Here is a 26,757-nt window from a genome sequence, read left to right as displayed (position 1 = left end):
TCGGCGCGATCCGGAACACCGGAAGTCGCGGCGCATTCCGTTAGCGCTGATGGCTCAGCCTGTCCCACACGCGCATCGTCACCGCTCGATAGTGGTTGTGTTGCGCGGGGAAATGGACGAAACGGCTGTCGCGCGTCGCATAGACCGGCGACGACGCGAGCGACGTCGCATCGACGATGTAGCGCGCGTCGATCATGCCCGCCTCCAACAGTTCGACATAGATCGCCTGCTGATCGCCGCCGCTCGCATAGACCGACGACCGATCACCGATATTCTCGATGCGCGCGCATATGCGCTCGACCAGTTCGCGCATCGGCGAGACGTTGCGCACGCCGATCATGCACGAGTTGATCGCCCAGGCCGTGTGATCGGTGCCGATCACGAAATCGCGGCCGTCGATCACGCTGTCGACCGTCTGCCGCTGGTCGATCGCGAGGATGTCGGCGTCGACCCAGAACACGAACGCGTGATCCGGCAGATGTTCGCGAATCAGGTGCAGCTTCGCCCAGTTCGCATCGACCCCGGCCGGCAGGAACGCGGGCGGTTCGCGATACGCGTGGTACGCATAGCCGTGTCGCGCGCAATAGCGAACGAAGTTCTCTTCGTGGAGATCGCCGTAACCCGCGATGTGCGACGTGTGCAGACTCACGAACGCGATGTCTGCATGCGGGTTCAGGTGCCGCGCCGGCTCGCGCGTTCGTTGCTGCGCGGCGCGCCAGTCATCCATTGCACGCGGCTGCTCGCCCCGCTGAACGCGCGCCGCATCGTCGACGAGCGCGAGCACGTAGCGAAAGTCGTAGTCGGGCGTCGGCGCCCATACGCCATCGATCTGCTGCCATTCCGGCGCGTGGTGCGCCACGAGCGGATGCGCGCCGACGACGCCGTCGATCGCAAGCCCGTCGCCCCACACTGTCTGGGCCGACGCGAAATAGCCGGTCGCGAGCGGCTGATCAAACGGCAGCGGCGGGAATTGCTCGGCAAGCAGCGTTGCCTCGCACGCATGTTGCCGCTCGGGCAGGCGCATCGCCCACTTGCCGAGCTCGACCACCAGCTTGCGCAAGCGCTCGCGCACGTCGGGCACGTTGCGAAAGATCATGCCGCTTGCGGCGGGCAACGGCGACTTCGACGTCTGCGTCGTGACGATCGCGTCATAACCGTCCGCGACATCCGGCAACGCATGCTGGCCGAACACGACCGAGAACGGATCGAGCACGAGCAGCAACGCACCCTGCTCCATCGCGACGAGCTGCGCGACGATCACGTGGTACTTGTGGAGCACCTGCTGACGCTCGCCGTATACGTGCGTGCCGTCGACGATCGCGTGCCGGTAGCCGCGGCCTCGCGCGTAACGTCCGTGATTGTCGACAAGCCCGTCGACGGGTCGATGCGAAAGGATGGTGAGTACGGAATGCATGCGTGCCGGAACTCCGGATTGAGCCGCGCGAGGCGATACGCCTATTTAGCGCATGAGCACCGCTCAAGTCGAGCATTGATTGGCTATCCGGACGACAGCGAGGCGACGAGCGGCGAGCCCGTCAGCGCAGCGGAAAAGAAAAAGCCCCGCAAGTCCGAGAACTTGCGGGGCTTTGTCACCGCTTTTGGCGGAGACGGAGACCGCCAAATCAATCTCCAATGACATCCATCAAAATTCAATCACTGTCAAACTTCGATGACAATTTGCCGCTCTAGTGGGTCAGTTCTGCGCGGACATCAACAACGGTGCGTTCCTAGATACTGCCCATCCATCCATTCACCGCCATTGGCCGTCGGTTTAGCCTGGCGCATCGCCAGTCCGTCCGAACGTCTCAGAATGTTACCGACAGGCGCGTTTGCGCACCGCCAACACCAGCTCCCCCGCAATACACCTGCCGTCTGCCATCCATGACCTTCGGCGCAGTCAAAGGTGTATTGCGCGCGTACTTCGTTATAGCGATCGGCTAGGCATCGCCCGCCGTGCGTCTGCGCAGCGGCGTCTTGGAATCGCGTCAGGCCATTCAGGAGCTGTACCCCTGTCAACTGGCCATTCAGTGCAGCACAGACCGTACACCCTGCCCCGCGCAACAAAGACTGGCCGCCGCATGACCACCAGTGTCCGCCATTACAGCAGAAACGGTATCGCGCAGCCGTGCCTCGCCACTTTGCGTTCAGGCAGATCGAATCGGCCGGCTGCGCGAGACGGTGCATGCAAGCCGTAGCCGCAATCTGAGCACATTCCCGGCAACCGAGTTCCCGCTGACGGATCAGGTTGCGCGGGCTGATACGGGTTACGTGACCATATTCGCATGCGAATTGGTTCTTTTCCTTCAATCCTCGACAGGTCAAATCCAGGCAAATCCGCTCATGCTTTCCGGCTGCGCTGCGCAAGGCGCGACTACGGCCCAGCACCCGGATGCGACTCACCTTGTTGAACGGACATGTGCGACAAAGATACGTTGTGGGCGGTACAAAACGTTCCGATCCCGCTGATCGCGGCGTCCAGCGAGCCACCGAGTCGATCGACGTGCAGGCCTTCCCCGTTAAGCGGTTATCATAGCAACGTCAAACGTTAGCGTGCCCGACACCATTCAGCGCAACTGCGCCGGACGAAGACTTTGCGTTTTACTGTCCGGTCGGTTCATTATTTCACGCGATGGATCATCTGCTTCCGCACTACGAACGAGAGCTTTCACTACTGCGCCGGTCAGTTGCGATCTTTGCGACACGCTATCCCAAAATTGCCGTTCGTCTCGGGATTTCCGGCGACCACTCCGAAGATCCGCACGTCGAACGAATGCTGCAGTCGTTCGCTCTCCTCGCTGCGGATATAGGAAGCCGGCTCGACGACAACTATCCGGAATTCGCCGAAGCCCTCCTCGGCATGCTGTATCCCCAGTATCTTCGAACGGTTCCTGCGTGCGCAATCGCCCAGTTCGATGTCTCAGACATGTTCGAAAAGCTCAATGAGCCATCGCTCATTGCCCGCGGCACTGAACTGGCGAGCAAAACGGAAGACTGCCTTTTCCGAACCGTATATGACGTAACGTTAGCTCCCGTGCGAATTGCGGCTGCGCGCTACGCCCCGGCAACTGCAGTTCCCTCCGACGTCGTCCTGCCCGCCGGCACAACCGGTCTGCTCTCCATCACCTTTGCAGTTGCCCGCCCCGACTTTCGCATCGAAACCGTTCCCGGCCCGTTGCGCATCCATGTCAACGGCCATCGCGAAGTCGTCGGCGCGGCAATGGATACGATGACGATGCGCACGGCAGCCGCCTTCGTCGAAAGCGCCGAACGTCGCTGGTCAACGCTGACAATGCCACCGCTCGCCGCCGCCGGCTACGATGAAGCCGAGAAACTGCTCGACGAAGACGACGGGCCGCCGGCCCTGCGGCTATTAAGCGAATATTTTGCGTTTCCGAAGAAATTCGATTTCGTTGACGTCGACCTCGCCGCACTCGCATATAAGGCGGGCTCCAGCCAGCAACTTACCTTGCATCTCGCCATTTGCGACGTTCATCCAGATTCGTGGGCGGCACAGCGATTAAAAAATCTGTCGGCGGACAACCTGAAGCTCTTTTGCACGCCGATCGTCAACCTATTCAGGCTTACGTCGCTGCCACTCAAGCGGAGTCCGACCACGAACACATACCCCGTGCAATCCCAGAATACGGACGTTGCGGGTGTCGAAGTTTGGTCTGTCGAGTCGGTCCGTGCCACGACAGGCAGTTCCAGAGCGAACATCATCCATCCGTTCGTGTCGCTCATGCACGGCAGTTCCGGAAAACCGGCCGGCCCCTATTGGGTTCTCATGCACCATAACGCGGCCTCGCCATCGGGAAAAAAGGAAACCGCGCTCAGCCTGGTCGACCTCGACGGCCGACCGGCAACCGACACCGGAATCGAACAGATAACGGCAGACGTCACCTGCTCGAATGGCAATTTCCCTCGCTCGATGCGGGCCGGCGCCGAGGATGGTGATCTGGTAAACGAGCAGGGAACGATGGTTTCACGCATCGTGATGCTGGACGCACCAACAGAAATCGTGCGATTGTCGAGCGAAAGCGACGCGGCTTGGCGGCTCCTCACGCAGTTCGCCCCGCACTCGATCGAATTAACCCGTACCGGGCTTGCGGAATTGAAACGCCTGTTCCGCCAATTCACCGTTCATTCCACGGGACACGCGAAACTGCTCGACGGACTGACGGACCTGAGCCATCGGGCCAAACAGCTCTGGCTTCCAGGAAAACCAATGCCGAGTTTCGTGCGGGGTCTGGAAGTGACGTTGACGGTCGACGAACAAGCGTTTGCCGCCGTCAGTTTGAACGCGTTCATCAGCGTAGTGGATCACTTCTTCACGGTGCACGCGCCTGTGACAAGCTTTGTCCAACTTGTCGTGATGTCGGCTAACTCCGGCGCGGAAATTCGACGTTGCACGCCGCGGCCAGGCACAATCATACTCGCCTGATTTTCCTGCCTCCAAACCGCGAAGATAAAGTTACTCTGTAGCTCGTGCCGATCAAGTGAGGCTCGATATCAGGTGACAACCGCAGGTCGCCCTGTGACCGTGCCTAGCGATCGGAACACCGTTATCTGCCATCGATTCATCGCCCTCTTCGATCAAATTCGGTTTGACGTCCGGGTGTTGGGGGCAGGTTACCTCGTCCCCCTTGCGAGCAACGAAACGGCCATCGAAGCGCATCGTCGATGAACCAGTAATCACCTTGCCGCCGTGGTCAGTGTCATCACCGACGCGAATAAGATTCATCATCGTCAAATACCTTACGGACGGTAGCGAAAGTAGTGAATTCCATAGTCAATATCTCGATTCTCCGGTTTCATCTGCATCGACGACCGCACGAGATTAATCCTACGCACATCGCTCCAGCCATAGCACGAGAAAATTACTTCCGCCAATTTAGCAAAGTGCCTCATTTTCAGATAAGCGCGGTGAAATAGCATCCAGAATATCATTAGAGCAGCGGCGCCGGTTATGCCGAGAAAGATTATGAGCGTCGTTCTTTCAACGCCATCGGCATCGCGAAATAGCAGAATGCACAACAACCCAAAAATCGGCACGAAGAGACTCAGCATAATCTTCGTAAGCCATCGATAAAGTGCTGATCTCCCTCTCGTTGCGTGCGGATACACCGCAACCACATCATCATTGACCCTTCGGACGGAATAGGCGAAGTATCGATCCCGTGGCCTCAACTCAGCAACGATCTCGACGACATCACCGTCTTTCATCGGCATCTTCCAGAGCCAGCCCTCAATCTGCTTGCCGTCGAGTTCAAATTCCACCCAGTCCGCTTCCTCCTCGGAATTTGCAGACGATTGGATCAGTCCGATCGCGGACGCACCCATGCCCGCCAACGCTGCGCCTGCAGCCGTCGCTTCTATGTAGGCATGTTGCGCTTCACTTAAGACGAAGTCCTGCTGGCGACGCCGGCACTTCAGCTTGCTGATCGTGCCTCGCAGCACCTGAACCGCATACTCTCGCTCAGAACTCATGCCATCTCCGTCATTCCCCTTCAAGGCCGATAACGAAAGTAGTGAATTCCGTAGTCAAGATCTCGATTCTCCGGCTTCATCTGTTTCGACGAATGTATCAGGCTGATTTTACGTACATCCCTCCAGCCATAACACGAAAAAATAACTTCAGCCAATTTTGCAAAGCGCTTCATCTTCAGATAAGCGCGATAAAACAAGATCCAGAATATCAATAGAGAAAAGGCACCTGCTCCGCCGAGGACTATCACGAGAGTCGTCCTATCGATACCATCTGCATCACGTGACAGCATGAAGCACATTAGGGCATAGATCGGTACAAAAAACCACAGCATGACCTTCATCAGCCATCGATAAAGGGCCGTCCTGCCCCTCGTCGCATGCGGATACACCGCCACCGTATCGTCCCCGACTCTCCGGATTGAATACGCAAAGTACCGATCACGCGGCCTCGGTTCGGCAACAATTTCAACCTCGTCACCATCTGTCATCGGCATCTTCCAGAGCCATCCCTCGATCTGCTTGCCATCGAGTTCAAATTCCACCCAGTCCGCTTCCTCCTCGGAATTTGCAGACGATTGGATCAATCCAATCGCGGATGCACCCATGCCCGCCAACGCTGCGCCAGCAGCCGTCGCTTGTATGTAAGCATGCTGCGCTTCACTTAAGACGAAGTCCTGCTGGCGACGCCGGCACTTCAGCTTGCTGATCGTGCCTCGCAGCACCTGAACCGCATACTCTCGCTCAGAACTCATGCCATCTCCGTCATTGCCTTATCGACGGCTTTTTTCTGCTGCTCCATATCCGTGTACTTTTCAACCCTTTGATCTTTGATGTGGAGAATAGCCTCTTGCCGCGTGCCAATAGCTCGCAAAAACAGATTGGCGAATACCCCATCAACATGGGACGCAACTCTTCTTCAGACTGTCGAACATCCTGATCCACTGCTCGCCTTAACGTGGTTCGCTCTGCACGGACATAGCACCAGATCGCCATCCAGAACGCACGATCTGCCGTCCTCTTGCATATCGGTACCGCTACCTTGGATTGGATACTCGCCAGGACATTCACGGCACGTTGCCATATCGTGATCCAGAGCGATACGTCTGTCGCCGTCGTACATACTTGAAGCGACCGCGATGACACGCCCGCCGGTCGTAGTCGGATCGCCATCACATACCAATGCTTTGCTCATAGTGCCCTCCAGCTAGTAAGCGGGTCAAGGTGTCTTCGCAATCTGTTCGACGAGGATTCAAGACTCGTTGTAGCGAAAAATAAGCTTCCCCATCTGCCACGTATCTTCGGGTTTCCGCAACTTCCTTGATGTTTTCGGCAGACTTACATTGGGCGGATCCTTCCAACCAAATGTGGCAAATATTTTGTTGGCCATTGGCAGTTGCTTTCTAAACCTGCGACTGATTCTATAAGCAATAAAGACGGCCGTAGCCTCCCACACGGTCCACGCAAATGCGAATACCCCTAAACTCCCCCCCCAACCATTAGGCATACCATTAGACATAGCCAACACCACGACGAGTAGCGTCGCGATCAATCCGCAACCGGTCCAAAATAATACGGACCATTTCAGAAAAAACTTAAAAACCGCTTTACTACCCCGTTCACAATGAGGATGAATTGACAGCACCCCGTCACGGCATCGCCTGATTGCATACCCTATCCACTCTGATCCAGCTCGCTCCGCTACGACCTCGACTTCATCACCATTTTCGAACACAGACAACCATATCCACGCACGAATCTGCTCACCATTCAGGCTGAAGGTCACGAGATCCCCAACCGTGTCGGTGAACTGAGTGGAAGTACTGAGGTTAAGTGCTATATCGTTCAGGCCTGCCAGCGCCGCAACAACTGCGGTACGCTCCATTGCCTCCTTGTCCGCCTCCGTGAAGACGGTGTCGTAAGAGGCACGTCGCTTCGTCAGTCCCGTAATGATCCCGCGCAAGAGCACTGGAACAGCAATCTGCTTACTTTCCATCTTTGTATCCCGTTGCAGCGAGCGCAGCCTCAAACGCCGTCTGCTGCTTTTCCAATGTTCGCCCTGTGTCCGGTGCTGTTCCAAACGGCGAGGCTGATAGCCAGTTCTCAAGGTCGTCGGGCGAGAAATAATTGTAAATGAGCGTGATCACTGTCAAGATCACCGCAACCTCCCAGCCGGTTGCTATCAAGATGAGGCGCCCGCTCAGCAATAGCCATCCGCCAGCAGATACTTCGGTCGCAATTCCGGCTGCGACTGTCTCACCGGCAAAAGCGCCGACTGACTTAAAGACGGTTCTTCCTACAAACGCTTCCAGTTTCCCACCTGCAAGGCCAGCCGCCTTACCCTCAATCCGAGCTTGAGCACCGACCATACTCGCCGACAACCTTCCAAGGAATCGCACCTTTCCCGGCGATAGATTAGCTGAACGCATCAACAACGGCGCCGAAGAGCTAATTGCCGTCAAAACGGCGACTGCACCGGACACTATGTCGAAACCTGATTTCATTAGATAGAATGCTGCCTGCTTATAATTTCCCGTCGACAATCCAGAGGCCGCTTTCTTTGCATCAGTATAAGTGGATACAAACGATGAAATTCCGCCTAAACAGCTGGACGCAACCTTCATATTTGCAAGTGCAACACTAGCTGCCGATTTGGCAAAGCTTCCAAGCCACTTACTATACGCATTGAGACCCGCCCCGACTAACGATAATGTCCCGCTTGCAATAGCCAATTCATCATCCGGCGTTTTATTCGGTTTCGTCCAAAGGAGAACATAGTTCATCATTTCGATAATGAACAATGCGCCGGAGAGCTTCACCGATGCAGTAGCCTTGTCCCGGGTAGCCGCGGACGTTTGCTTCGCGTCCGCATATAGCCTGCGCACAAGCACACCTCGATCATCGTTCGCCAGAGCTTCGTATGCTTTTGCTCGAATCTGCATCGGACTCAGCCCCGGATTCTGCGCCTTGATCTCTTCCACCTTCTGCTTCAACACAGAAGTCATCTGACCTTCCCATGCGGCCAGCTTTACCGTAATACGCTTCGCATCCTCTAGGGCGATACCGCCGCGGACGATCAATGCTCCTTTGATAAGGATGCCGCCAATGGTACGAGATATCGGACCAAAAACATTGACCAATGCTCGTCCAGACCACATCATCAATCGATCGATCTGCAAAGCCTTGATCGGTCGTTCGGTCGCAGAACCCGCTCGCTCATGCTTAAATACCTCGTCCATCTTTTCATAGAACTTCACAAATGACTTCAGATAGCCAAGATCGACTGCAATTGACGCTTGCTTCGCGTCATACCACGCCGAAGCTTGATCTATGATCGATTCGCTTTTTGTAGCCTGCACCCTGGCCAGGAACGTTTTCATCTCCTGACGAATATCTGTCTGGTTATAAGAAAAAGCTCTCCAGAAATAGCTGCGCTCATCAGTCGGATCCATGTTATTGATGAGCCTTTCGACAATACGAAGCCCCACATCAGTCGCCGGCAATCCAGCATATGCTTCATCAATCAAGCCGTGAAACGCCATGCCGTCACCCGGATCGTCGGGATGATAGTCGTTGAGGGCATGTCGAAACGTATCGGAGGAAAGCCAAGCGTCGCGATCTGGCACACGCTGCTTCTGCAATTGTTCGCACTTGCTGGTGACCTGATCGAACCAAATGCTAAAGCTGTTCGGCCATTTCCCGCCCCTGATACTCGCTTGGTATTTCCGCCAAGCCTTGTCGCCTGCGCTCTGTTTTTCTTCAGGCGTAAGTTGCCCCGCCTTTTCAATCTGCTCCTGCGCACCGGGCATCATTAACCCCATGCCTTCATAGCCACCGAGCCCCGCAGCCATCATCCCCTGACGCAGGGTACTCTCACTTAACGCCGCACCACTGCGAACCGACCTTTCGGCCGCTTCTATAGACTGCATTGCATCCACACGAAGCTGTTGTGCACTGGTGTAGCGCATCAGCATGCCGACAGGATCGTTATGGAATCCGGCGAGCTCGTGCACAATGCCAATCCCGTCCCACAACGCCAGCAGCATCGGTTTATGAGGCGCACCACCAGCATTCTCCCCAATCTCGTTCATTAGCCTGACCAGGTCCTTGCTAGCGGAACCAGACGGCGAGGTCTGGCGAATGTGCAAGGGATAACGTGTGGCTTCCTGCTCCCAAATGGTGTCGTCAGTCGCACGCCCATACTCATCAATGGCGATCGGCTTGGCGGGCGGAGCGAGCAAGTCGGCTTTCAATCCCGGCTGATACTCGACGATCTGATCTATCCCGGCCTGAGTTGCAACGGTCGCATGTCCGGCCTCGCCTTTTTTCATGCCGAACATGCCGCTTCCCGACTGGATCCATGCGGCCGGCATGATCACCTGCATACGTTCACCACGCAGCTTCGCATCCGTCGCATACTTCTGGAATACTTCTTTGATCCACGGATACTCGGAGAAAGCGATGAAAACCCGCGTCGCCTTCTCGGGCTTCTCGATCGAGATGACGTCCATAGGCACCGCACCGCCACCCTGTGCGCACGCCGGGTCTGTCTTCGGTACCGACGGCAACGGAATCGTCTGCTTCCAGAGCCGTCCGTCTTCGGTTACCCGATAGGCTTCCCAGTAGTTGCTGCCACGTGCTCCCTTCTCGTAAAAAAGATAAAGCCAACCCTCTCGGAGCGTTCTTAGACTGTAGTGATGCGCGGTCAGTGCGATGTCCATGACACCGGGACCGACAATGCCGGGAGGCATCGCATTCGACATGGTTTTCGGCACAACGGCATATCGAACTGGCAGAATCGCAAGACCCGATTTCATACAGTTCGGACACGTCGCGGTACAAGTCAGCGGAGTGTTTGCCATGATCTGAGAGGTGGCCTCGCTCGTTCGGACAGTTTTCTGAGAGTTTTAAGTGGACCGTCCAGGGCGATCATGCTGCCGATTTGATCGCAGGCAGCGTCGCGAAGTATGCCTCATCGGGCGTCTGATCCGCCAGGCTCGAATGAGGCCGTTTGCGGTTGTACAGCTCAATGTATTGGCCAATGGAGCGCCGGGCATGGCTTACCGACTCGTAGGCTCGCAAATAAATTTCTTCGTACTTGATGCTGCGCCACACGCGCTCGACGAACACGTTGTCGCGCCAAGCACCTTTGCCGTCCATCGACAGTCGAATGCCTCGGCCCAGCACCGCCTCGGTGAATGTTCCCGCCGTGAACTGGCTGCCCTGATCGGTGTTCACGATGTCGGGGTGCCCATGGCGGGCGAACGCTTCTTCCAGCGCTTCAACGGCATGCACGGCCTCCAGCGTGATCGCCACGCGGTGCGCGAGGATCTTGCGACTGGCCCAGTCCACCACCGCCGTCAGATACACGAAGCCTCGCGCCATGGGAACGTAGGTCGTGTCGAGTGCCCAAACCTGGTTGGCCCGCTCGATCTTCATGCCGCTCAGCAGATACGGCCAGACCTTGTGCTGCGCGTTGCGCCGACTCGTGTTCGGCTTGCAGTACAGCGCCTCCACGCCCATGCGCTTCATTTGCGTGCGTACGCGGCGCCGGCCGACCTCGTAGCCTTCCCGGCGCAGCAAGCGCGCCAGCATCCGGGCACCGGCAAACGGGAACTCCAGATGCAGTTCGTCGATCCGGCGCATCAGCCGTTGATCGACTTCGCCCACAGGCCGCGCCCGGTAATACGCGCTCGATCTCGCGATACCAACCAGCCGGACTTGCTGCGAAACCGGCAACGCATGGCCACGGTCAATCATCGCTTTGCGCTCAGCAATCCCGCCTTGGTGAGCGCGCCGCTTAAAAAATCATTTTCCAGGCTGAGTTGGCCGATCTTGGCGTGCAGGGTCTTCACGTCTACCGGTGGCTCGCTAGACACCGGGCCAGCCGCACCGAACACGTCGGCCGCGCGCTCCTGCAACTGCCGTTTCCATTCTGTGATCTGGTTCGGATGCACATCGAACTGCTGCGCCAGTTCGGCCAGCGTGCGCTCGCCCTTGACAGCCGCCAGGGCCACTTTCGCTTTGAACGCCGCTGAGTGCGTGCGTCGGGTTCGTTTCGTCATTTCCTCGGTTCCTTTGCCTGCATTATCGCTGGCTCAGGCCCCGGCCGTTCCACTTATCCCGCTGTCCGATTTTGCGCGGCCACCTCTATGTACGATCCACCGGCCCCGATCCAGATCTCCTTGTCCGCCGAAATCACGACTCGACCGTCAACACTGGTGATATTCAGATCCTGCTGCGAGCTCAACGCCATGGCATCGCTTTTCGCCTGGATCTCTACCTTACCCTTCGCCGCAAACAACTTGATTCCGGCGTTCTGCGCGAACAGGCTAATCTTCTCCATCACGCTTACGATCAGCGATTTGCCGGCCGCCACGTGCGTGCTTTTACCGCTGACGATATTGACTTGCTGATTGGCCGTCAGTTGCGCTGAATCCTGAGTCGACAGCCCCAAGCCCGCAGGACTCGCCATCAGCATGATCGGTGTCGAAAAGCCATTCGCGTTGCCCGTGCCACCGCCTGCCGTGCGACCGCCGCTACCAGCGCCGCCGCTCACGCTATAGTGCGTCGCATCGGTGAACTTCTTGAGTGCGTCCTGCCCCTCCCGCAAGCTTTCGGCCTGATTCGCCGAGCTCGCCTGCGACGTCAAATCCACAACGGTTTCCGCACTGGCTAACTGCTCGGACTCAGCCGTTACATTCAACGGTTGGTTCGCCGTTGTCGGGTGGGTAGATACGAACAAGCCCTGCCCCGCCCGGATGGCGCCGTAGGCGTCTGACTTGAGGTCAAAGCCGCTTCCAAGGAAAGCACCACGCGTATTGTCGGTCTGCTGGATCAGGTACCCCAGGTGCAAGTGGGACTGATAGCTGCTCGAGTAAAGGTGAACCCGGTTCTGTTGCGTCGAGTCGTCCATTACGAGCTGGTTGTAGCCAGTGCCGCCGTACTCACGCGAGCGTTGACCGGACAGCAAGCCGTTCGTGTGCCACACCGGCTGCGTCGCGCCCCCGTACATTCTCGCGATGATGACAGGCCGGTCACAGTCACCTTCCATGAAACCGACGACCACTTCGTCACCCTTGCGCAGCGGCTGAATCCCACCTCGATTCGAGCCGGCATCAAGGAACGTCGGGCGCACCCAGCACGACGCGCGCTCATCCTGACCATTGCGGCGATTCCAGTGGAACCACACCTTCACCCGGTTCAGTGAATCGGTATACACCTCTTCCCCGCTCGGCCCCGCGACGATTGCATTCTGCAACTGCATCACCGGCTTCTTATGTTCGAACGGGCTACGGAACGGAACGTTGCGCGGTTGCGCCTCGACCACCACATGAAAGAAACCTTCGCTGCCGTCTGCGTGGCGAACCGTCGCGCCAGCTTTCGCTTGCGCAACTTCCGCAGCCAGCCCGTCGGGAAATTGATCCGCCTCGTCCAGACCAGGCAGGTTATTGCAAATCAGCCAGTCAACCCCAAGCAGAACAAATTCGCGATCGGGTTGACTACCCGCGTCATGCACCGGATGACCACGAAGTTCAAAGCGCCGCCCCGGCATCGCGCAGCGCAAGCCGCCAATTCCATGAAAACGTTTCATCCGCGATTTGCGCTCTTCAAGGCGAATCTGAGCAAGACGCTCACCTTGCTCACGGTCCGACCACATGTACGCGCCAGGGTAGTCATAGATTTCCCCATCGGTCGGCAACTCGCCGTTCACGTCCGTCACACCCTGTACCTGCCGAGGGAGATCGGGGCGCTTGTAGTCGAACGAGCGCGACGTCAGTTGTGCACTGTCAATCTGACGCTGCTCCTGCCACTGCGCGAACCCGTCCAGTTCCCCGCTGATTTCCGTGGGACCGAACTCGACAACGGGCTGTTTCAGTTGCGGGACGAAATAAACGTCGTCCGTCAAAACCATCGTGTGCGAGCGGCCATTTTCGGCTTGCTCGAAGTACGGAAATACGCCTACCTCCTCCATGCTCCGATAGACGAAATTCAGGTCGTATTCCCACTGCACGCGATTCGAGTAGGAAGGCAACGGCTTGTGCAGATCGATGCGGAACGCGCCCCGTGCTTGCGGGTGCTCATTGAAGACGTCCACTAAAATCTGCTCGCCGTTCTGCTCCTGCCAGTCGCGCATATCGCGGCGCAGGCGCAAGAAATAGAGCCAGGACGAGAACGCCAGCTTGTAAAAAGTCAACGGCCCATCCGCGCCCAGCCTGCTGAATCGGTGAACGTAGCCATGGATCGGCATGTATGAGCCGTCCGTCTGCTGAATCCAGAGTGTGACCGGCTTGGCGAGTAGCGCACTCAGTTCAATCTGGCTACCGCGTGGCGAAACGGCATCAATCACGAATTCGTAATCGCGACCGAGCCGAGCCGTTCCTTTCACATAGAGCGGCAATAACCAGTCGACGCCAAGCGGCGTGTCGAGTTTGACAAGACGATTGTATTGCGCGTCGCCCAGACGCAACGTCTTATAAAGTGCGGTGTGGCCCATGCAGCTTTCCCTTGGTTGGTATTCAGGTGGGGTTTCTGCCGAGGGCTGATTATAAATGCCTTTCGGAACAAGACGATAGTGCGCCTCGCAGACCGACCTATCTCGAATACATTGGCAGCCTGAAGTTCGTGCGTAAAATTGCCGGAATCTCACAATCTTTCTGAAAAAAATTTCCGACTGCTTCGTGAGCCAGATTTTTTAAATCACATATCACCTTCCTGAGCCCGGCCAGCTATGGCCGCTCCGTCGATGCATTTCCGCATCGGCGCAATTCGCTCAGGAGTTTCCGTGATTATTGATTTCCACCGAGTCTTAACCCACCGTTTTCATCTAAATCTGACCCACCCCGAGACAGCCTAGTACATCCATTCCGGTGGGGATAACTCTTCGTTTTCAGCCGGTTTCGCTGCTCTCTTCCTCGTTGCCTTTGCTTTGGCAGATCGTGTGCTCTTACAGCTTTGAGAGCAGATGGACCAGCAGTGCGCCACCGGTCTGGCTGAACGGCAGATAGCCCAGTTCATCGAGAATCACCAGATCGACGTGCATCAGCTTGTGGGCGATCTGGCCTTGTTTTCCGGTCGACTTCTGGAGCTCCAGTGCGTTGGTCAGCTCGATGGTCGAGAAGTAGCGCACACGCTTGCCGCGGCGTTGGACGGCCTCGATTCCGATCGCTGAAGCGAGATGGGTTTTCCCGGTGCCGGGCCCGATGAACACGACGTTGTGCGCACTCGCGCAGAACGACAGTTCGCTGAGTTCGCGCATCACCGCTTCATCAACGTGTGCCTAGGCGAAGTCGAAGCCGTTCAGGTCACGGTGAGCCGGGAAGCGCGCAGCGGTCATTTGATAGGCGATCGAGCGCACCTGCCGTTCGGCGGATTCGGCCATCAACAGCTGCTTCATGAAATGCTCCGGCTCGAAGTCCGTGTGGCGCGACTGCGCGAGCAGCTCCGGCCGCGTGCTCGCCGTGCCGTGCAGTTTAAGGCCCTTGAGCTGGGCCGCGATATTGTTAGGCATGACGATCATCCGGTGGGTTGGCGCGCAGCGTCTCAACGGCTCACGTCGTCGGCCGCGGGCTCTTCCTTGAGCTGGAGTTTCGTCGTGGCGAGGCTGCCATTCGTGACGGGCGCCCTCAGCCTGCTCAGCACGTTCAGGACGCGCGCTGCGCTGGGGTGTCCTGAATCCAGCGCAGCCAGTACGGTGTGCAGCACCGCATTGAGCCCGTGTTCGCGCTCGAACAGGTAGTGGCTGCACATCGCTTCGAACCGCGCGTTGACCGCGCGCTCCTTGCCGCGGCCAACCTTGTCCACGGCGGTCTTCATATTGTCATAGATGCCGCGCCGGGGCACGCCGTCGAACGCGGCGAATGCGCGGGAGTGTGCGTCGAACAGCATCTCGTGGCTCTGGGTGAGATCGGCGACAAGCTAGAACGCGCGGCTGGCGTTCAGCTTGATGTGGGCGACGTCCAGGCGTCGCCGCAACCCGCCGATTACGGCATATTCGCAGTTCCAGTCGAACTGGAAGGCTTCGCCGGGTTCGAAGGCGAGCGGCACGTACGCCTTCCTGCGAGGTGCTTCGGCCTGCTCCTCGTGCCAGCGCCTCACGAATGCGCTAACGCGGCCGTAGCTGCCAGCCTAACCCTCGCCGCGGATCGCCTCGAACATGAACCGCGCGGTGCGCCGGTCACGCTTCGGGCGATGACTGTCCGCACGCAGCCAAACCGTCAGCAGCGCGACCCACTCGTCGATGACGCTCGGGCTGACGCGCTTTGGATACTGTGGCTCGACGGCATCGAACTGCCGCAACCAGTTGCGCACCGTGTTTCGGGACAGCCCCGCACGCCTCGCAATCTCGCGTAGCGGAACCTTCTCGCGGAAATACATCCGCCTGATCTTGGCCAATATGCCCACCGTGATCACCTTTGCATCCCCTGCTCAAGGACTGAGCAGGGGATGCAATCACGTGGGGCGAAATTCGATGAAAACTACTGGCTCAGGTGGGTCAGTTCTGCACGGACATGAACACACAAGCAATGATGGTCTTTACCAGAGCCGTCTTGATCGCCACGGCAGCCCCCATCTCGTTTTGTTCTCGAGTATAGGTTGAACGCGAGCCACAATAGAAAAAGCCCCGCAAGTCCGAGAACTTGCGGGGCTTTGTCACCGCTTTTGGCGGAGACGGAGGGATTCGAACCCTCGATCCAGGTTTTGGCCCAGATGCTCCCTTAGCAGGGGAGTGCCTTCGACCTCTCGGCCACGTCTCCCAAACCTTCGCTCGCACCAGGGAGGCAGTGCGACGAGAACAAGATCATATAGGGTTTGGAGCCGTTGGTCAATTTCTATGATGCATTTTCTTCAATGCATCACAAAAAATTCACGCGGCCTGATCAAGTTCGAATGCCTTGTGCAGCGCGCGAACAGCCAGCTCCATGTATTTCTCGTCGATCAGCACCGAAATCTTGATTTCGGACGTCGAGATCATCTGGATGTTGATGCCCTCTTCCGACAGCGTGCGGAACATCTTGCTCGCGACGCCCACGTGCGAACGCATGCCGACGCCGACGACCGACACTTTCGACACCTTCGGGTCGCCCTGCACGCGCTCTGCGCTCACATGGCCCTGCACCTGGTTGGTGAGGATGTCCATTGCCTTCTGGTAGTCGCCGCGGCCGACCGTGAACGTGAAGTCCGTCTTGCCTTCCACGCTCTGGTTCTGGATGATCATGTCGACGTCGACGTTCGCGTCGGCAACCGGGCCGAGGATCTGATACGCGATGCCCGGCTTGTCGGGCACGCCCATCACCGCAATGCGTGCTTCGTCGCGCTGGAACGCGATGCCGGAAATGACTGCCTTTTCCATGGTCTCGTCTTCTTCAAAAGTAATCAGGGTGCCCGAGCGCATTTCTTCGTCGAGCGCAATCAGCGGATCGGTCAGGCTCGACAGCACGCGCGTCTTCACCTGGTATTTGCCGGCGAATTCGACCGAGCGGATCTGCAAGACCTTCGAGCCGAGGCTGGCCATTTCCAGCATTTCCTCGAACGTCACGCGATCAAGGCGTCGCGCCTCTTCGACCACGCGCGGGTCGGTCGTGTAGACGCCGTCGACGTCCGTATAGATCAGGCACTCTTCGGCATCCAGCGCGGCCGCGACCGCCACCGCCGACGTGTCCGAGCCGCCGCGGCCCAGCGTCGTGATGTGGCCATCAGGATCGACGCCCTGGAAGCCCGTGATGATCACGACCTTGCCGGCGTTCAGATCGGCCTTCACGCGCTCGTCGTCGATCGAGTGGATACGCGCCTTCGTGAACGCGCTGTCGGTCTTGATCGGCACTTGCCAGCCGGCATAGCTCACGGCCTCGACGCCGATTTCCTGCAGGGCGATCGACAGCAGGCCGACGCTGACCTGCTCGCCGGTCGACGCGATCATGTCGAGCTCACGCGGGCTCGGCTGGCTCGAAATCTCTTTCGCGAGCCCGAGCAGACGGTTGGTTTCGCCGGACATCGCGGACGGCACGACCACCATCTGGTGCCCGGCCTGATGCCATTTTGCGACGCGTTTCGCGACGTTCTTGATGCGCTCGACCGAGCCCATCGAAGTGCCGCCGTATTTGTGTACGATGAGTGCCATTGTCGTTCTGAACAGAAGGAGAAGCCGCACGGGCGCGCTGGGCAGGCCGCGTTGCCGTTCGGTCACGCGGCTTGTGGCTGTGGACGGACGACGAGGGGGACGGCTGGGACGCAACACGCAAGCGTGACGGATTTTGCCCGGAAGGCCGATCAGGCCGCGCAAACCGGGTACGTCACGCGGAAAACCTGCACAAATCGCTCAAAAATCGAGCCGAGCAAACGACCGAGCGTACCCGATAGAGGCCCGCTTGACAAGCCGCCCGCCGGTTTGGCAAGCGTTCCGGCGCTGTTTACCAAATGGTGAAAACCGGCGCGCGATCGCGCGGCCGGAAGCGTGCCGGCGCTACGCGATCAGCAGGTCGGGACGCCACTCGATCCGGCGCCACCCACCGTCGCCGGACAGCCCGTCGCCATGATTCACGCCGAGCCGCGGCACGTAGACGAGCCGGTCGCCCGCGAACAGCAGCGGCACGTCACGCTGCCAGGCCGGCACGCCGCGCTCCTGGAACAGGTTCTTCAGCGTGCGGCCCGGGCCGCCGGGCGACGTACGCAGCCGCTCGCCGCCCGCGCGGGCGCGCGCGGTGAGCACGGCGCTTCGCAGCAGCGCCTCAGGCACCGCGCCGTCGCTGCCGGCTTCGGCCGGCGCGAATACGAACGTGCCGCGCCATGCCGGTACGTGCCAGACTTCCTGGCCGTCCCACGCAAGCGAGGATTCGGGGTGCGGCGTTCCGGCACCGTCGTCGGCCGGCTCGGCGCTGTCGCCCGCCTCCCAGTACACGGTGTCGCGATAGAGTCGCAAACACTGCCCGGCGTGATCGATCCGCAACGCATGCGAGTCGTGCGCGGCGCGCAGTTGCCGCATCATGTTCGCGAGCCGCCCTGCCGATGCGCCGGGCAAGCCGAGCCGGCGCATCCAGAAACGCAGCAGGTTCGCGCCGCGCGCGTCGTCGAACGCGACCAGCGCATCGCGCGACAGCGCGTGGCCCTCGTCGCGCGCGGCGCCGGCGAAATCCAGTTCGGCGAGATCGTCGAGCAGCCGTTGCGCGGCGGCCGCATGCTGGGCCGCGCGGCCCAGCGCATCGCGAAAGCCCGGGAAATGCACGGCGAGCGACGGCAGCACGTCAAGGCGCAGCGCATTGCGCGCATAACGCGTATCGCTGTTCGATTCGTCGTCGATCCACGTCAGCTCGCGCTGCGCCGCGTAGCGCTCCAGTTGCGCGCGCAACAATCGCAGCAGCGGCCGCACGCGCTCGACGCTCGTACCGTCAGGGCGATAACGCGGTGCCATCGCGGCCAGGCCCGCAATCCCCGCGCCGCGCAGCAACTGCAGCAGCACGGTCTCCGCCTGGTCGTCCGCATGCTGCGCGACCCAGAGCGCGGCCACGCCATGACGTTCGCACATCGCGTCGAGCGCCGCATAGCGGCGCTCACGCGCGGTCGCCTCGACACCGAGGCCGCTGTCGCGCGGCACGTCGACACGCTCCGATTCGAACGCGACGCCGAGTCGCTCGGCCGCCTCCTGCGCATGCGCGACCCATGCGTCGGCGTTCGCACTCAGGCCGTGATGCACGTGCAGCGCGACGCAGCGCGATGCGCCCGCCACGCGCACGGCCGCGTCGAGCAGCACGGTCGAGTCGAGGCCGCCGCTGTACGCAATCGCGATGCGCGCATTGGCCGGCAGATCGGCAAGCGCAACGCCGACCGCGTCGAGAACGACGCGGTCGGCGGAGAATTCGGTCGAGGGGATCACGAGACGGACGCGCGCCGGACGGCGCGCGATGCGAACACGCCGGTCATGCGCCGGGCGTGGTTTCCTTGAACTTGCCGTAGGCCATCAGGCGCTCGAAGCGGCGCTCGCGCAGCGCATCGATGCTCATGCCCTGGAACTGGCGCAGCGAATCGGCGAGCGCACGGCGCAGCAGCGCGGCCATGCCCTTCGGATCGCGATGCGCGCCGCCGAGCGGCTCGTTGATGATCTTGTCGATCAGGCCGAGCGCCTTCAGGCGATGCGCGGTCAGGCCCAGCGCTTCCGCAGCCTCGGGTGCCTTCGCGGCGCTCTTCCACAGGATCGATGCGCAGCCTTCCGGCGAGATCACCGAGTAGGTCGAGAACTGCAGCATCATCACGGTGTCGGCCACGGCGATCGCGAGCGCGCCGCCAGAACCGCCCTCGCCGATCACGGTCGTGATGATCGGCGTCTTCAGTTCGGCCATCACGTACAGGTTGCGACCGATCGCCTCCGACTGGCCGCGCTCTTCCGCGCCGATGCCCGGATACGCGCCCGGCGTGTCGACGAACGTGAAGATCGGCAGCCCGAACTTCTCGGCAAGACGCATCAGGCGTTCGGCCTTGCGATAGCCTTCCGGACGGGGCATCCCGAAGTTGCGCGCGGCGCGTTCCTTCGTGTCGCGGCCCTTCTGATGGCCGATCACCATGCACGGATGGCCGCCGAAGCGCGCGAGACCGCCGACGATCGAAATATCGTCCGCGAATGCGCGGTCGCCATGCAGTTCGTGAAAATCGGTAAACAGTTCCGCAACGTAATCGAGCGTGTACGGACGCTGCGGATGCCGCGCGATCTGCGAGACCTGCCACGGGGACAGATTCGCGTAGAGGTCCTTCGTCAGTTGCTGGCTCTTCTTCGACAGCCGCTCGATTTCTTCCGAAATATCGACAGCCGAGTCGTCCTGCACGAATCGCAGCTCTTCGATCTTGGCCTCGAGTTCGGCGATCGGCTGTTCGAAATCCAGAAACGTGGTCTTCATGTGTTCGAATCCTTGGGTCTTGCAGCAGCGCGTATTCTACCCGCGCGGGCGACGTGCAAGACCGGTTCTCAACTATTGATGTTTAAAACCCGATAGCCGTCAATCGGCGCCGGCGTCCGGCGTGTCGAGACTGCGCCACATGTACCAGGTCGCGACGGTACGCCACGGCTCCCAGTTGGCGGCCACTTCACGCGCCTCGCTGCGCGTGACGGGCTCCCCGCTGAAATAATTGACGCTGATCGCGCGGATCAGGCCCGGATCGTCGAGCGGCAGCACGTCCGGCCGCGACAGGTTGAAGATCAGGAACATCTCGGCCGTCCAGCGACTGATGCCGCGGATCTGCGTGAGTTCGGCGATCACGTCCTCGTCGTCCATCGACGTCCATTTGTCGACGTGCAGCGCGCCGGACACGAAGTGTTGCGCGAGATCGAGAATATATTCCGTCTTGCGCTTCGACAATCCGCACGCGATCAGCTTGTCCGCGCCGAGCCGGATGACCGGCTGCGGTGCGAGTTTCGGACACGCATCCTCGATGCGCGCCCACAGTGCCTGTGCGGACGGCACCGAGATCTGTTGGCCGACGACCGAACGCGCGAGCGTGACGAACGGGTCGCCGCGCTTCACGAGGTGTGCGGGGCCGAACTTCGGGATCAGCTTCTTCAGGATGCGGTCGCGCTTGACGAGATCGGCGCACGCCTTGTCCCAGTATGCGGGACGCACGGCACCGTCAGCGCCGTCGACTGCCGCATCGGCTGCACGCACCTTGCGGGCCGCGTCGGCGGCCGCCATCGCGACCTCCGGCTGCGCCGCATCCGCGCCCTTCCCGCGCGCTGGCCTCGCATGACCGTTGAGCGCGCCGTTCGGCACGGCGCGCGTCGCGTCCGCCTTGGCCGCTGGCGCGCGCTTGGCCGCCGGACGCGCGGCGAGCGGAGTCGCGCGCCTGACCGGCGCTTTTCTGGCCGTTGCCATCTTGCCTCCTACCTGACGGATCGGTCAGTGGAACGCACCGCGCTCATACGCGACGCCATTCGGTCGATCCGCCCGGTTTGTCTTCAAGTGCGATGCCGGCGTCGAGCAGTTCCGCCCGAATCCGGTCCGCTTCGGCATAGTCCTTCGCTTGCTTCGCCGCGACACGCGCGGCGATCTTCGCTTCGATTTCGTCGGCTGCGACCCCGCCTGCCTGTGCGGCACCAGTGCCCTGCTGCAGGAACGCGCGCGGTTCGCGGCCAAGCAGGCCCAGCAGGCCCGCCAGCTGTTTCAGTTGCCGCGCGAGCGAGGCATCGCGCGTGCGGTTGACTTCGCCCGCCAGCTCGAACAGCGTCGCCACCGCGACCGGTGTGTTGATGTCATCGTTCATCGCGGCCGCGAAACGCTGCGCATGCGGCTCGTTCCAGTCGAGCGCGAGCGCGTCCGGCTCGACATCCTTCAGCGCCGTATACAGGCGCGTGAGCGACGCGCGCGCATCGTCGAGATGCACGTCGCTGTAGTTGAGCGGCGACCGGTAGTGCGTGCGCACGATGAAGAAGCGCATGACCTCGGCGTCGTAGCGCTCGAGCACTTCGCGGATCGTGAAGAAGTTGCCGAGCGACTTCGACATCTTCTCGTTGTCGACCTGCACGAAGCCGTTGTGCATCCAGTAGTTGACGAACGTCTCACCGGTCGCACCTTCGCTCTGCGCGATCTCGTTCTCGTGGTGCGGGAATTGCAGATCCTGCCCGCCGCCGTGGATGTCGAAATGGTTGCCGAGCAGCGAGCAACCCATCGCCGAGCACTCGATGTGCCAGCCCGGGCGGCCCGTCCCGTACTTCGACGCCCACGACGCGCCCTCCGGCTCGCCGTCCTTCGCGCGCTTCCACAGCACGAAATCGAGCGGATCCTGCTTCGCGTCGTTCGCGGCGACGCGTTCGCCCGCGCGGAGGTCGTCGAGCGACTTGCCCGACAGCTTCCCGTAGTTAGCGAACTTGCGCACCGAGTAATTGACGTCGCCGTCGGTCGCCTGGTACGCGTAGCCGTTCGCCTCGAGCGCCTCGATCATGCCGAGCATCTGCGGGATGAACTGCGTCGCGCGCGGCTCGACGTCGGGCCGCTGGATGCCGAGCGCGGCTTCATCCTCGTGCATCGCGTTGATGAACCGGTCGGTCAGCGACTTGATCGTCTCGCCGTTCTCGACCGCGCGACGGATGATCTTGTCCTCGATGTCGGTGATGTTGCGCACGTACGTGACCCGATAGCCGATCGCACGCAGCCAGCGCTGGACGAGGTCGAACACGACCAGCATGCGCGCGTGGCCCACGTGACAATAGTCGTAGACGGTGATTCCGCATACGTACATCCGCACTTCGCCGGGCTGGCGCGGCACGAAAACTTGCTTGTCACGCGCGAGCGTGTTGTAGATGCGCAGTGATTCCATAGAGATGAACCGTGAGCCGAAGGAAACCGCCCTGGCGAAGCTCGCCCAGCATGCGAAACGGACGGACCATCTGCCGCGGCACCAGGCCGCGCGTCCTCGATATCACATGGGGCGGTCAGGCTGCAAGCACAGCGGTGACGGCCACGAGAGGCTAAGAAAGACTGTCTGCCGCTCGCCGGAACGCGCAGACGTTTTGTTAGAATGGCTCGGAGTATAACATTCCGATTTACGCCTATGAAACCTCATCGCGGCCGCGCGCCGAGCGCTGCGACCCTCGTCGCGACCACCGTCATGAGCGTCGCGCTGACGCTTTTCGCGGCTCCCGCGGCGCATGCGCAGAAGGCCCCTGCGGTCGCCGACGGCACCCCCGAAATCGACGCGTCGATCGCCGGCAAGCAGTGGAAACAGGCGCTCGCGCAGCTCGACGCGCGCATCGCGTCGAACCCGCACGACGTGCAGGCGCAGTTCAAGCGCGGCACCGTGCTCGCCCGCCTGAACCGCGACGACGACGCGATCCAGCAGTTCGTCGCGATCACGCAGGCCTACCCCGAACTGCCCGAACCGTACAACAACCTCGCCGCGCTCTACGCGAAGCACGGCCGCTACGACGAAGCGCGCAGCGCACTCGTCACCGCGACGCAATCGAACCCGAGCTACTCGCTCGCATACGAGAACCTCGGCGACCTTTATCTGCGCCTCGCGGCCGAATCGTACAAGCGCGCGCAATCGCTCGGCCGCACGAGCGGCGCGATTGCGCAACGCCTCGCCGACCTGCAGAAGATCGTGTCGCCGCCGAAGGCGGCAGCGAACGCGCGCGCCGTCACGCCCGCCACGCGCGCGTACACCGATCGCGCCGCCGCGAACGTGAGCACCACTACGCTGCCGATGTCGCCGACGTTCCAGTTCAATGGTCCGTCCGGTGCGCTGACAGCGCCGTACGTCGCGCCGTCGCAGTAAGCGGCGCAACCTTCCTTCCCTCCCAATCTGAGGATCGCAATGAAACGTCTGTTGCTGGCGCTTGGCGGCGCCGCCCTTCTCGCGACCGCGCCCGCGTTCGCGCAATCGGCCACCGCGCACCCCGTCGTGCAGCTGAAGACCTCGCAGGGCGACATCCGCGTCGAGCTCTATCCGGAGAAGGCGCCGAAGACGGTCGCCAATTTCCTCGATTACGTGAAGGCCGGCCAGTACAACGGCACGATCTTCCATCGCGTGATCAAGGGCTTCATGATCCAGGGCGGCGGCTACAAGACCAACTTCGAGGAGAAGCCGACCCGCGCGCCGATCCCGCTGGAAAGCCGCAATGGTCTGAAGAACCTGACGGGCACGATCGCGATGGCGCGTACCAGCGATCCGAATTCGGCCACCGCGCAGTTCTTCATCAACACGGTCGACAACAGCGGCCTCGACTACCCGAACCCGGACGGCAACGGCTATGCGGTATTCGGCAAGGTCGTGTCGGGCCTCGACGTCGTGAAGAAGATCGAAGGCGTGGCGACGACCTCGCGCGGCCCGATGCAGGACGTGCCGGCCCAGCCGGTCCTGATCGAGTCGGCCAGCATCGTCTCGAAATAAGCACCTGCCGGCACGTCCGGCGCCACACGCGGCCGCGTCGCACGACCGGCCGCGTGCCATTTAAACCGCCTTACCGAAGGGAATTCATCATGGTTGAACTGCACACGAACCACGGCGTGATCAAGCTCGAGCTGGACGCCGCCAAGGCACCGAAGACGGTCGAGAACTTCCTCAACTACGTGAAGAAGGGTCACTATGACGGCACGGTGTTCCACCGCGTGATCAACGGCTTCATGATTCAAGGCGGCGGCTTCGAGCCCGGCCTGAAGCAGAAGCCGACCGACGCGCCGATCGACAACGAAGCGAACAACGGCCTGAAGAACGACAACTACACGATCGCGATGGCGCGCACGAACGATCCGCACTCGGCGACCGCCCAGTTCTTCATCAACGTGAACGACAACGACTTCCTGAACCACTCGTCGCCGACGCCGCAGGGCTGGGGTTACGCGGTGTTCGGCAAGGTCGTCGAAGGCCAGGACGTGGTCGACAAGATCAAGGGCGTCAAGACGGGCAACGCGGGCTTCCACCAGGACGTCCCGACCGACGACGTCGTGATCGAAAAGGCCGTGGTGGTCTGACGCATAGTCCGTTACGGAGGCACTTCGATGTTGCAGGAGAGTCCGCCGCGAAGCGTCTCCGCGGGCGTGCCGGGCGAGCGCGAATACGCGCAAGCCGCACGCCCGTTCCTGTTTCTCTCCGATCTGCACTTGAGCGAGGCGATTCCGAAGACGGTCGCCGCGTTCGAGCATTTCGTGAAATACACGGCCGACAGCGCCGACTCGGTATTCATCCTCGGCGACCTGTTCGAATACTGGATCGGCGACGACGTGCTCGACCACGATCCGTTCGCGGCGCGCATGGCCGCGCTGATGCATACGTTCTCGGAACGCGGAATCGCGCTCTACGTGATGCACGGCAATCGCGATTTCCTGCTCGGCCGGCGCTTCATGAAGGCGGCCGGCGCGATGCTGCTGCCGGACCCGGCGCTGATCACGTCGTTCGGCCAGCGCATCGTGCTCGCGCACGGCGACGCGCAATGCACGGCCGATCGCGGCTACCAGATATTTCGGCGGTTTGCCCGCAATGGCATCGCGCAAGCACTGTTTCTCGCGTGGCCGTTCCGCTGGCGTTGCGCGCTCGCGCAACGGATGCGCTCGAACAGCGAAGCGGGCCGGATGCGCCCCGCTTCGCCGCGCTACGACGTCACGCGTGAAGGCATCGCCGCGTTGTTCCGGAAGAGCCGCGCAAGCGTAATCATTCACGGCCACACGCATCGCCCCGCAAGCCACGCCGAACCGGGCGGGATTCGCTGGGTACTGCCGGACTGGGATCTCGACCACGGCAAGCCGCGCGGCGGCTATCTGCGCGTCGACGCCGAAGGCATCCACGCGATGCCGCTCGACTGACTCGATCGGCACGGCCGGCCGCCGCCGGCATGCACTGCGTTACGACTGGCGCTCGAGCGCCTTGCCTTCCAGCACCGCCGACAGCCTGCGCAGATCGAGACGCGCTGCGTCCGCGCCCTGCAGCGTTTCCAGATGCGCGCCGAGTTGCTCGAGCGCCGCGACGATCTCGTCCACGCGCCGGCTTTCCTTTGCCGCGTGGTCGATCAGGCCGTGAATCGCGAGTGACATCGGGTCGTCCGCGTTCGGCGTGATCCCATACGCGCAGAATGCGGCGCGCTCGGGCTGCGGCTTCGATTGCGCCGGCATCACGATGCGCGCCGGATTGCCGACCGCGGTGCCCCCTGCCGGCACCGGCTTCACGACGACCGCGTTCGAACCGATCTTCGCGCCCGCGCCGACCGTGAAACCGCCGAGCACCTTCGCGCCCGCGCCGACGATCACGCCGGCCTCGAGCGTCGGGTGGCGCTTCGCGCCGCGCGTGAGCGACGTGCCGCCGAGCGTCACGCCCTGATAGATCGTGCAGTCGTCACCGACGATCGCGGTTTCGCCGATCACGACACCCATCCCGTGATCGATGAACACGCGCCGGCCGATCGTCGCGCCCGGGTGAATCTCGATACCCGTCAGGAAGCGCCCGGCCTGCGACGCGAAGCGTGCGAGCCAGTAGCGTTTCGCGCGCCAGCATGCATGCGCGAAGCGATGCAGCACGAGCGCGTGCAGCCCCGGGTAACAGGTCAGCACTTCCCAGGCACTGCGAGCGGCGGGATCCCGCTCGCGAATCGTCGCAACGTCTTCGCGCAGTCTAGTGAACATGATCTGGTCTGGGCTGGGAAAAGGCCGGCGTGCCCCGCCGGCAATGGCCGGCCGTTATCGCACCGGGTAATTTGCTTATGACGTCCGCCGATTGTAGGGCCACTCGCGCGCCGCCGCACGGCGTCGCGCGTTCACCCCGCCGGCGGCACGGGTATTCGTGCGGAACGCCCGTCGCAGCCTGCCG

At 61.0% G+C, this 26,757-nt stretch carries 20 protein-coding genes, 1 tRNA gene and 3 pseudogenes; 6 read left to right on the top strand and 18 right to left on the bottom strand.

From position 1 onward, the window contains the following. Positions 1-40: 40 nt before the first annotated feature. Positions 41-1,414 carry a hypothetical protein gene (locus tag WS66_RS19055; RefSeq protein WP_059599487.1) on the bottom strand — a complete coding sequence of 458 codons (1,374 nt, stop codon included), beginning with the start codon at positions 1,412-1,414 and terminating at the stop codon, positions 41-43. Positions 1,415-2,629: 1,215 nt separating this feature from the next. Here WS66_RS19055 and tssF point away from each other — a divergent pair. Continuing rightward, a complete protein-coding gene (tssF, locus tag WS66_RS19050; RefSeq protein ID WP_059599488.1) occupies positions 2,630-4,441 on the top strand; it encodes a type VI secretion system baseplate subunit TssF in 1,812 nt (603 codons plus the stop codon). A 51-nt stretch (positions 4,442-4,492) separates the two neighbouring features. Here the strand turns inward: tssF and WS66_RS19045 are convergent, their stop codons facing one another. The 12 genes and pseudogenes from WS66_RS19045 to WS66_RS18985 form a co-directional block, all read right to left on the bottom strand. Continuing rightward, positions 4,493-4,744 carry a PAAR domain-containing protein gene (locus WS66_RS19045; RefSeq protein WP_059599489.1) on the bottom strand — a complete coding sequence of 84 codons (252 nt, stop codon included), beginning with the start codon at positions 4,742-4,744 and terminating at the stop codon, positions 4,493-4,495. Between the two features lie 11 nt (positions 4,745-4,755). Beyond that, positions 4,756-5,487, bottom strand: a complete 732-nt coding sequence (locus WS66_RS19040) for a putative type VI secretion system effector (protein WP_059599490.1) — start codon at positions 5,485-5,487, stop codon at positions 4,756-4,758. A gap of 20 nt (positions 5,488-5,507) precedes the next feature. After that, positions 5,508-6,239, bottom strand: coding sequence for a putative type VI secretion system effector (locus tag WS66_RS19035; RefSeq protein ID WP_059599491.1), 732 nt, complete (start codon positions 6,237-6,239; stop codon positions 5,508-5,510). A 164-nt stretch (positions 6,240-6,403) separates the two neighbouring features. After that, positions 6,404-6,607, bottom strand: coding sequence for a PAAR domain-containing protein (locus tag WS66_RS19030; RefSeq protein ID WP_236872980.1), 204 nt, complete (start codon positions 6,605-6,607; stop codon positions 6,404-6,406). A gap of 129 nt (positions 6,608-6,736) precedes the next feature. Beyond that, complete coding sequence (locus WS66_RS19025) at positions 6,737-7,480, bottom strand: putative type VI secretion system effector (RefSeq protein WP_082728837.1); 744 nt, start codon at positions 7,478-7,480, stop codon at positions 6,737-6,739. Further along, on the bottom strand, positions 7,470-10,301 hold the full coding sequence (locus tag WS66_RS19020; RefSeq protein ID WP_159086558.1) for a T6SS effector BTH_I2691 family protein: 2,832 nt from the start codon (positions 10,299-10,301) through the stop codon (positions 7,470-7,472). The genes WS66_RS19025 and WS66_RS19020 overlap by 11 nt, the downstream gene beginning before the upstream one ends. A 112-nt stretch (positions 10,302-10,413) precedes the next feature. Continuing rightward, positions 10,414-11,549, bottom strand: a protein-coding gene (locus WS66_RS19010) for an IS3 family transposase (RefSeq protein ID WP_442859285.1) whose coding sequence is annotated in 2 segments (ribosomal slippage) — positions 10,414-11,285 and positions 11,285-11,549 — 1,137 coding nt in all. Because the reading frame shifts where the segments join, the coding sequence is not laid out codon by codon here. Positions 11,550-11,602: 53 nt separating this feature from the next. Next, the gene (locus WS66_RS19005) at positions 11,603-13,981 is read right to left on the bottom strand and encodes a type VI secretion system Vgr family protein (RefSeq protein WP_082729074.1); all 2,379 of its coding nucleotides are present in this window, start codon (positions 13,979-13,981) and stop codon (positions 11,603-11,605) included. A 453-nt stretch (positions 13,982-14,434) separates the two neighbouring features. Then, a pseudogene (locus WS66_RS19000) lies at positions 14,435-14,995 on the bottom strand (ATP-binding protein); the annotation flags it as partial. A gap of 209 nt (positions 14,996-15,204) precedes the next feature. After that, positions 15,205-15,888: pseudogene (gene istA / locus WS66_RS18995) on the bottom strand (IS21 family transposase); the annotation flags it as partial. 259 nt (positions 15,889-16,147) lie between these two features. Further along, positions 16,148-16,241: transfer RNA gene (locus WS66_RS18990), tRNA-Ser, on the bottom strand. Positions 16,242-16,351: 110 nt separating this feature from the next. Next, entirely contained in the window at positions 16,352-17,605 is a 1,254-nt protein-coding gene (locus WS66_RS18985; RefSeq protein ID WP_040144529.1) for an aspartate kinase, read from the bottom strand. Here WS66_RS18985 and WS66_RS34895 point away from each other — a divergent pair. Next, positions 17,588-17,825 (top strand): annotated as a pseudogene (locus tag WS66_RS34895) (hypothetical protein); the annotation flags it as partial. The gene WS66_RS18985 and the pseudogene WS66_RS34895 sit on opposite strands and share 18 nt — an antisense overlap. A 122-nt stretch (positions 17,826-17,947) precedes the next feature. Here the strand turns inward: WS66_RS34895 and tilS are convergent. The 4 genes from tilS to cysS form a co-directional block, all read right to left on the bottom strand. Beyond that, a complete protein-coding gene (gene tilS, locus WS66_RS18980) occupies positions 17,948-19,354 on the bottom strand; it encodes a tRNA lysidine(34) synthetase TilS (protein ID WP_059607909.1) in 1,407 nt (468 codons plus the stop codon). A 43-nt stretch (positions 19,355-19,397) separates the two neighbouring features. Further along, positions 19,398-20,369: an acetyl-CoA carboxylase carboxyltransferase subunit alpha gene (locus tag WS66_RS18975; protein ID WP_059607910.1), complete on the bottom strand. Its 972-nt coding sequence runs from the start codon at positions 20,367-20,369 to the stop codon at positions 19,398-19,400. A 99-nt stretch (positions 20,370-20,468) separates the two neighbouring features. After that, positions 20,469-21,338 carry a DNA-3-methyladenine glycosylase family protein gene (locus WS66_RS18970; protein WP_059607911.1) on the bottom strand — a complete coding sequence of 290 codons (870 nt, stop codon included), beginning with the start codon at positions 21,336-21,338 and terminating at the stop codon, positions 20,469-20,471. A 43-nt stretch (positions 21,339-21,381) separates the two neighbouring features. Beyond that, on the bottom strand, positions 21,382-22,779 hold the full coding sequence (gene cysS / locus WS66_RS18965) for a cysteine--tRNA ligase (RefSeq protein ID WP_059607912.1): 1,398 nt from the start codon (positions 22,777-22,779) through the stop codon (positions 21,382-21,384). A gap of 234 nt (positions 22,780-23,013) precedes the next feature. Between cysS and WS66_RS18955 the strand changes: the two genes are divergently transcribed. The 4 genes from WS66_RS18955 to WS66_RS18940 all read left to right on the top strand — a co-directional run bounded on the left by WS66_RS18955 (position 23,014) and on the right by WS66_RS18940 (position 25,760). Further along, entirely contained in the window at positions 23,014-23,736 is a 723-nt protein-coding gene (locus WS66_RS18955; RefSeq protein ID WP_059607913.1) for a tetratricopeptide repeat protein, read from the top strand. Positions 23,737-23,775: 39 nt separating this feature from the next. Continuing rightward, positions 23,776-24,351, top strand: a complete 576-nt coding sequence (locus WS66_RS18950) for a peptidylprolyl isomerase (protein ID WP_012364186.1) — start codon at positions 23,776-23,778, stop codon at positions 24,349-24,351. 89 nt (positions 24,352-24,440) lie between these two features. Next, the gene (locus WS66_RS18945; RefSeq protein ID WP_006483987.1) at positions 24,441-24,932 is read left to right on the top strand and encodes a peptidylprolyl isomerase; all 492 of its coding nucleotides are present in this window, start codon (positions 24,441-24,443) and stop codon (positions 24,930-24,932) included. A 27-nt stretch (positions 24,933-24,959) separates the two neighbouring features. Next, positions 24,960-25,760: a UDP-2,3-diacylglucosamine diphosphatase gene (locus WS66_RS18940; RefSeq protein WP_059607914.1), complete on the top strand. Its 801-nt coding sequence runs from the start codon at positions 24,960-24,962 to the stop codon at positions 25,758-25,760. 39 nt (positions 25,761-25,799) lie between these two features. On the opposite strand, the gene cysE is transcribed toward WS66_RS18940, so the two are convergent. Beyond that, on the bottom strand, positions 25,800-26,573 hold the full coding sequence (cysE, locus tag WS66_RS18935) for a serine O-acetyltransferase (protein ID WP_059607915.1): 774 nt from the start codon (positions 26,571-26,573) through the stop codon (positions 25,800-25,802). Positions 26,574-26,757 lie beyond the last annotated feature (184 nt).

The sequence above is a fragment of the Burkholderia sp. LA-2-3-30-S1-D2 genome, assembly GCF_001523915.2.
Taxonomy (GTDB): domain Bacteria; phylum Pseudomonadota; class Gammaproteobacteria; order Burkholderiales; family Burkholderiaceae; genus Burkholderia; species Burkholderia diffusa.
The sequence above is the reverse complement of the archived record's forward strand: the minus strand, read 5'-3'. Positions and strand labels throughout refer to the sequence as shown.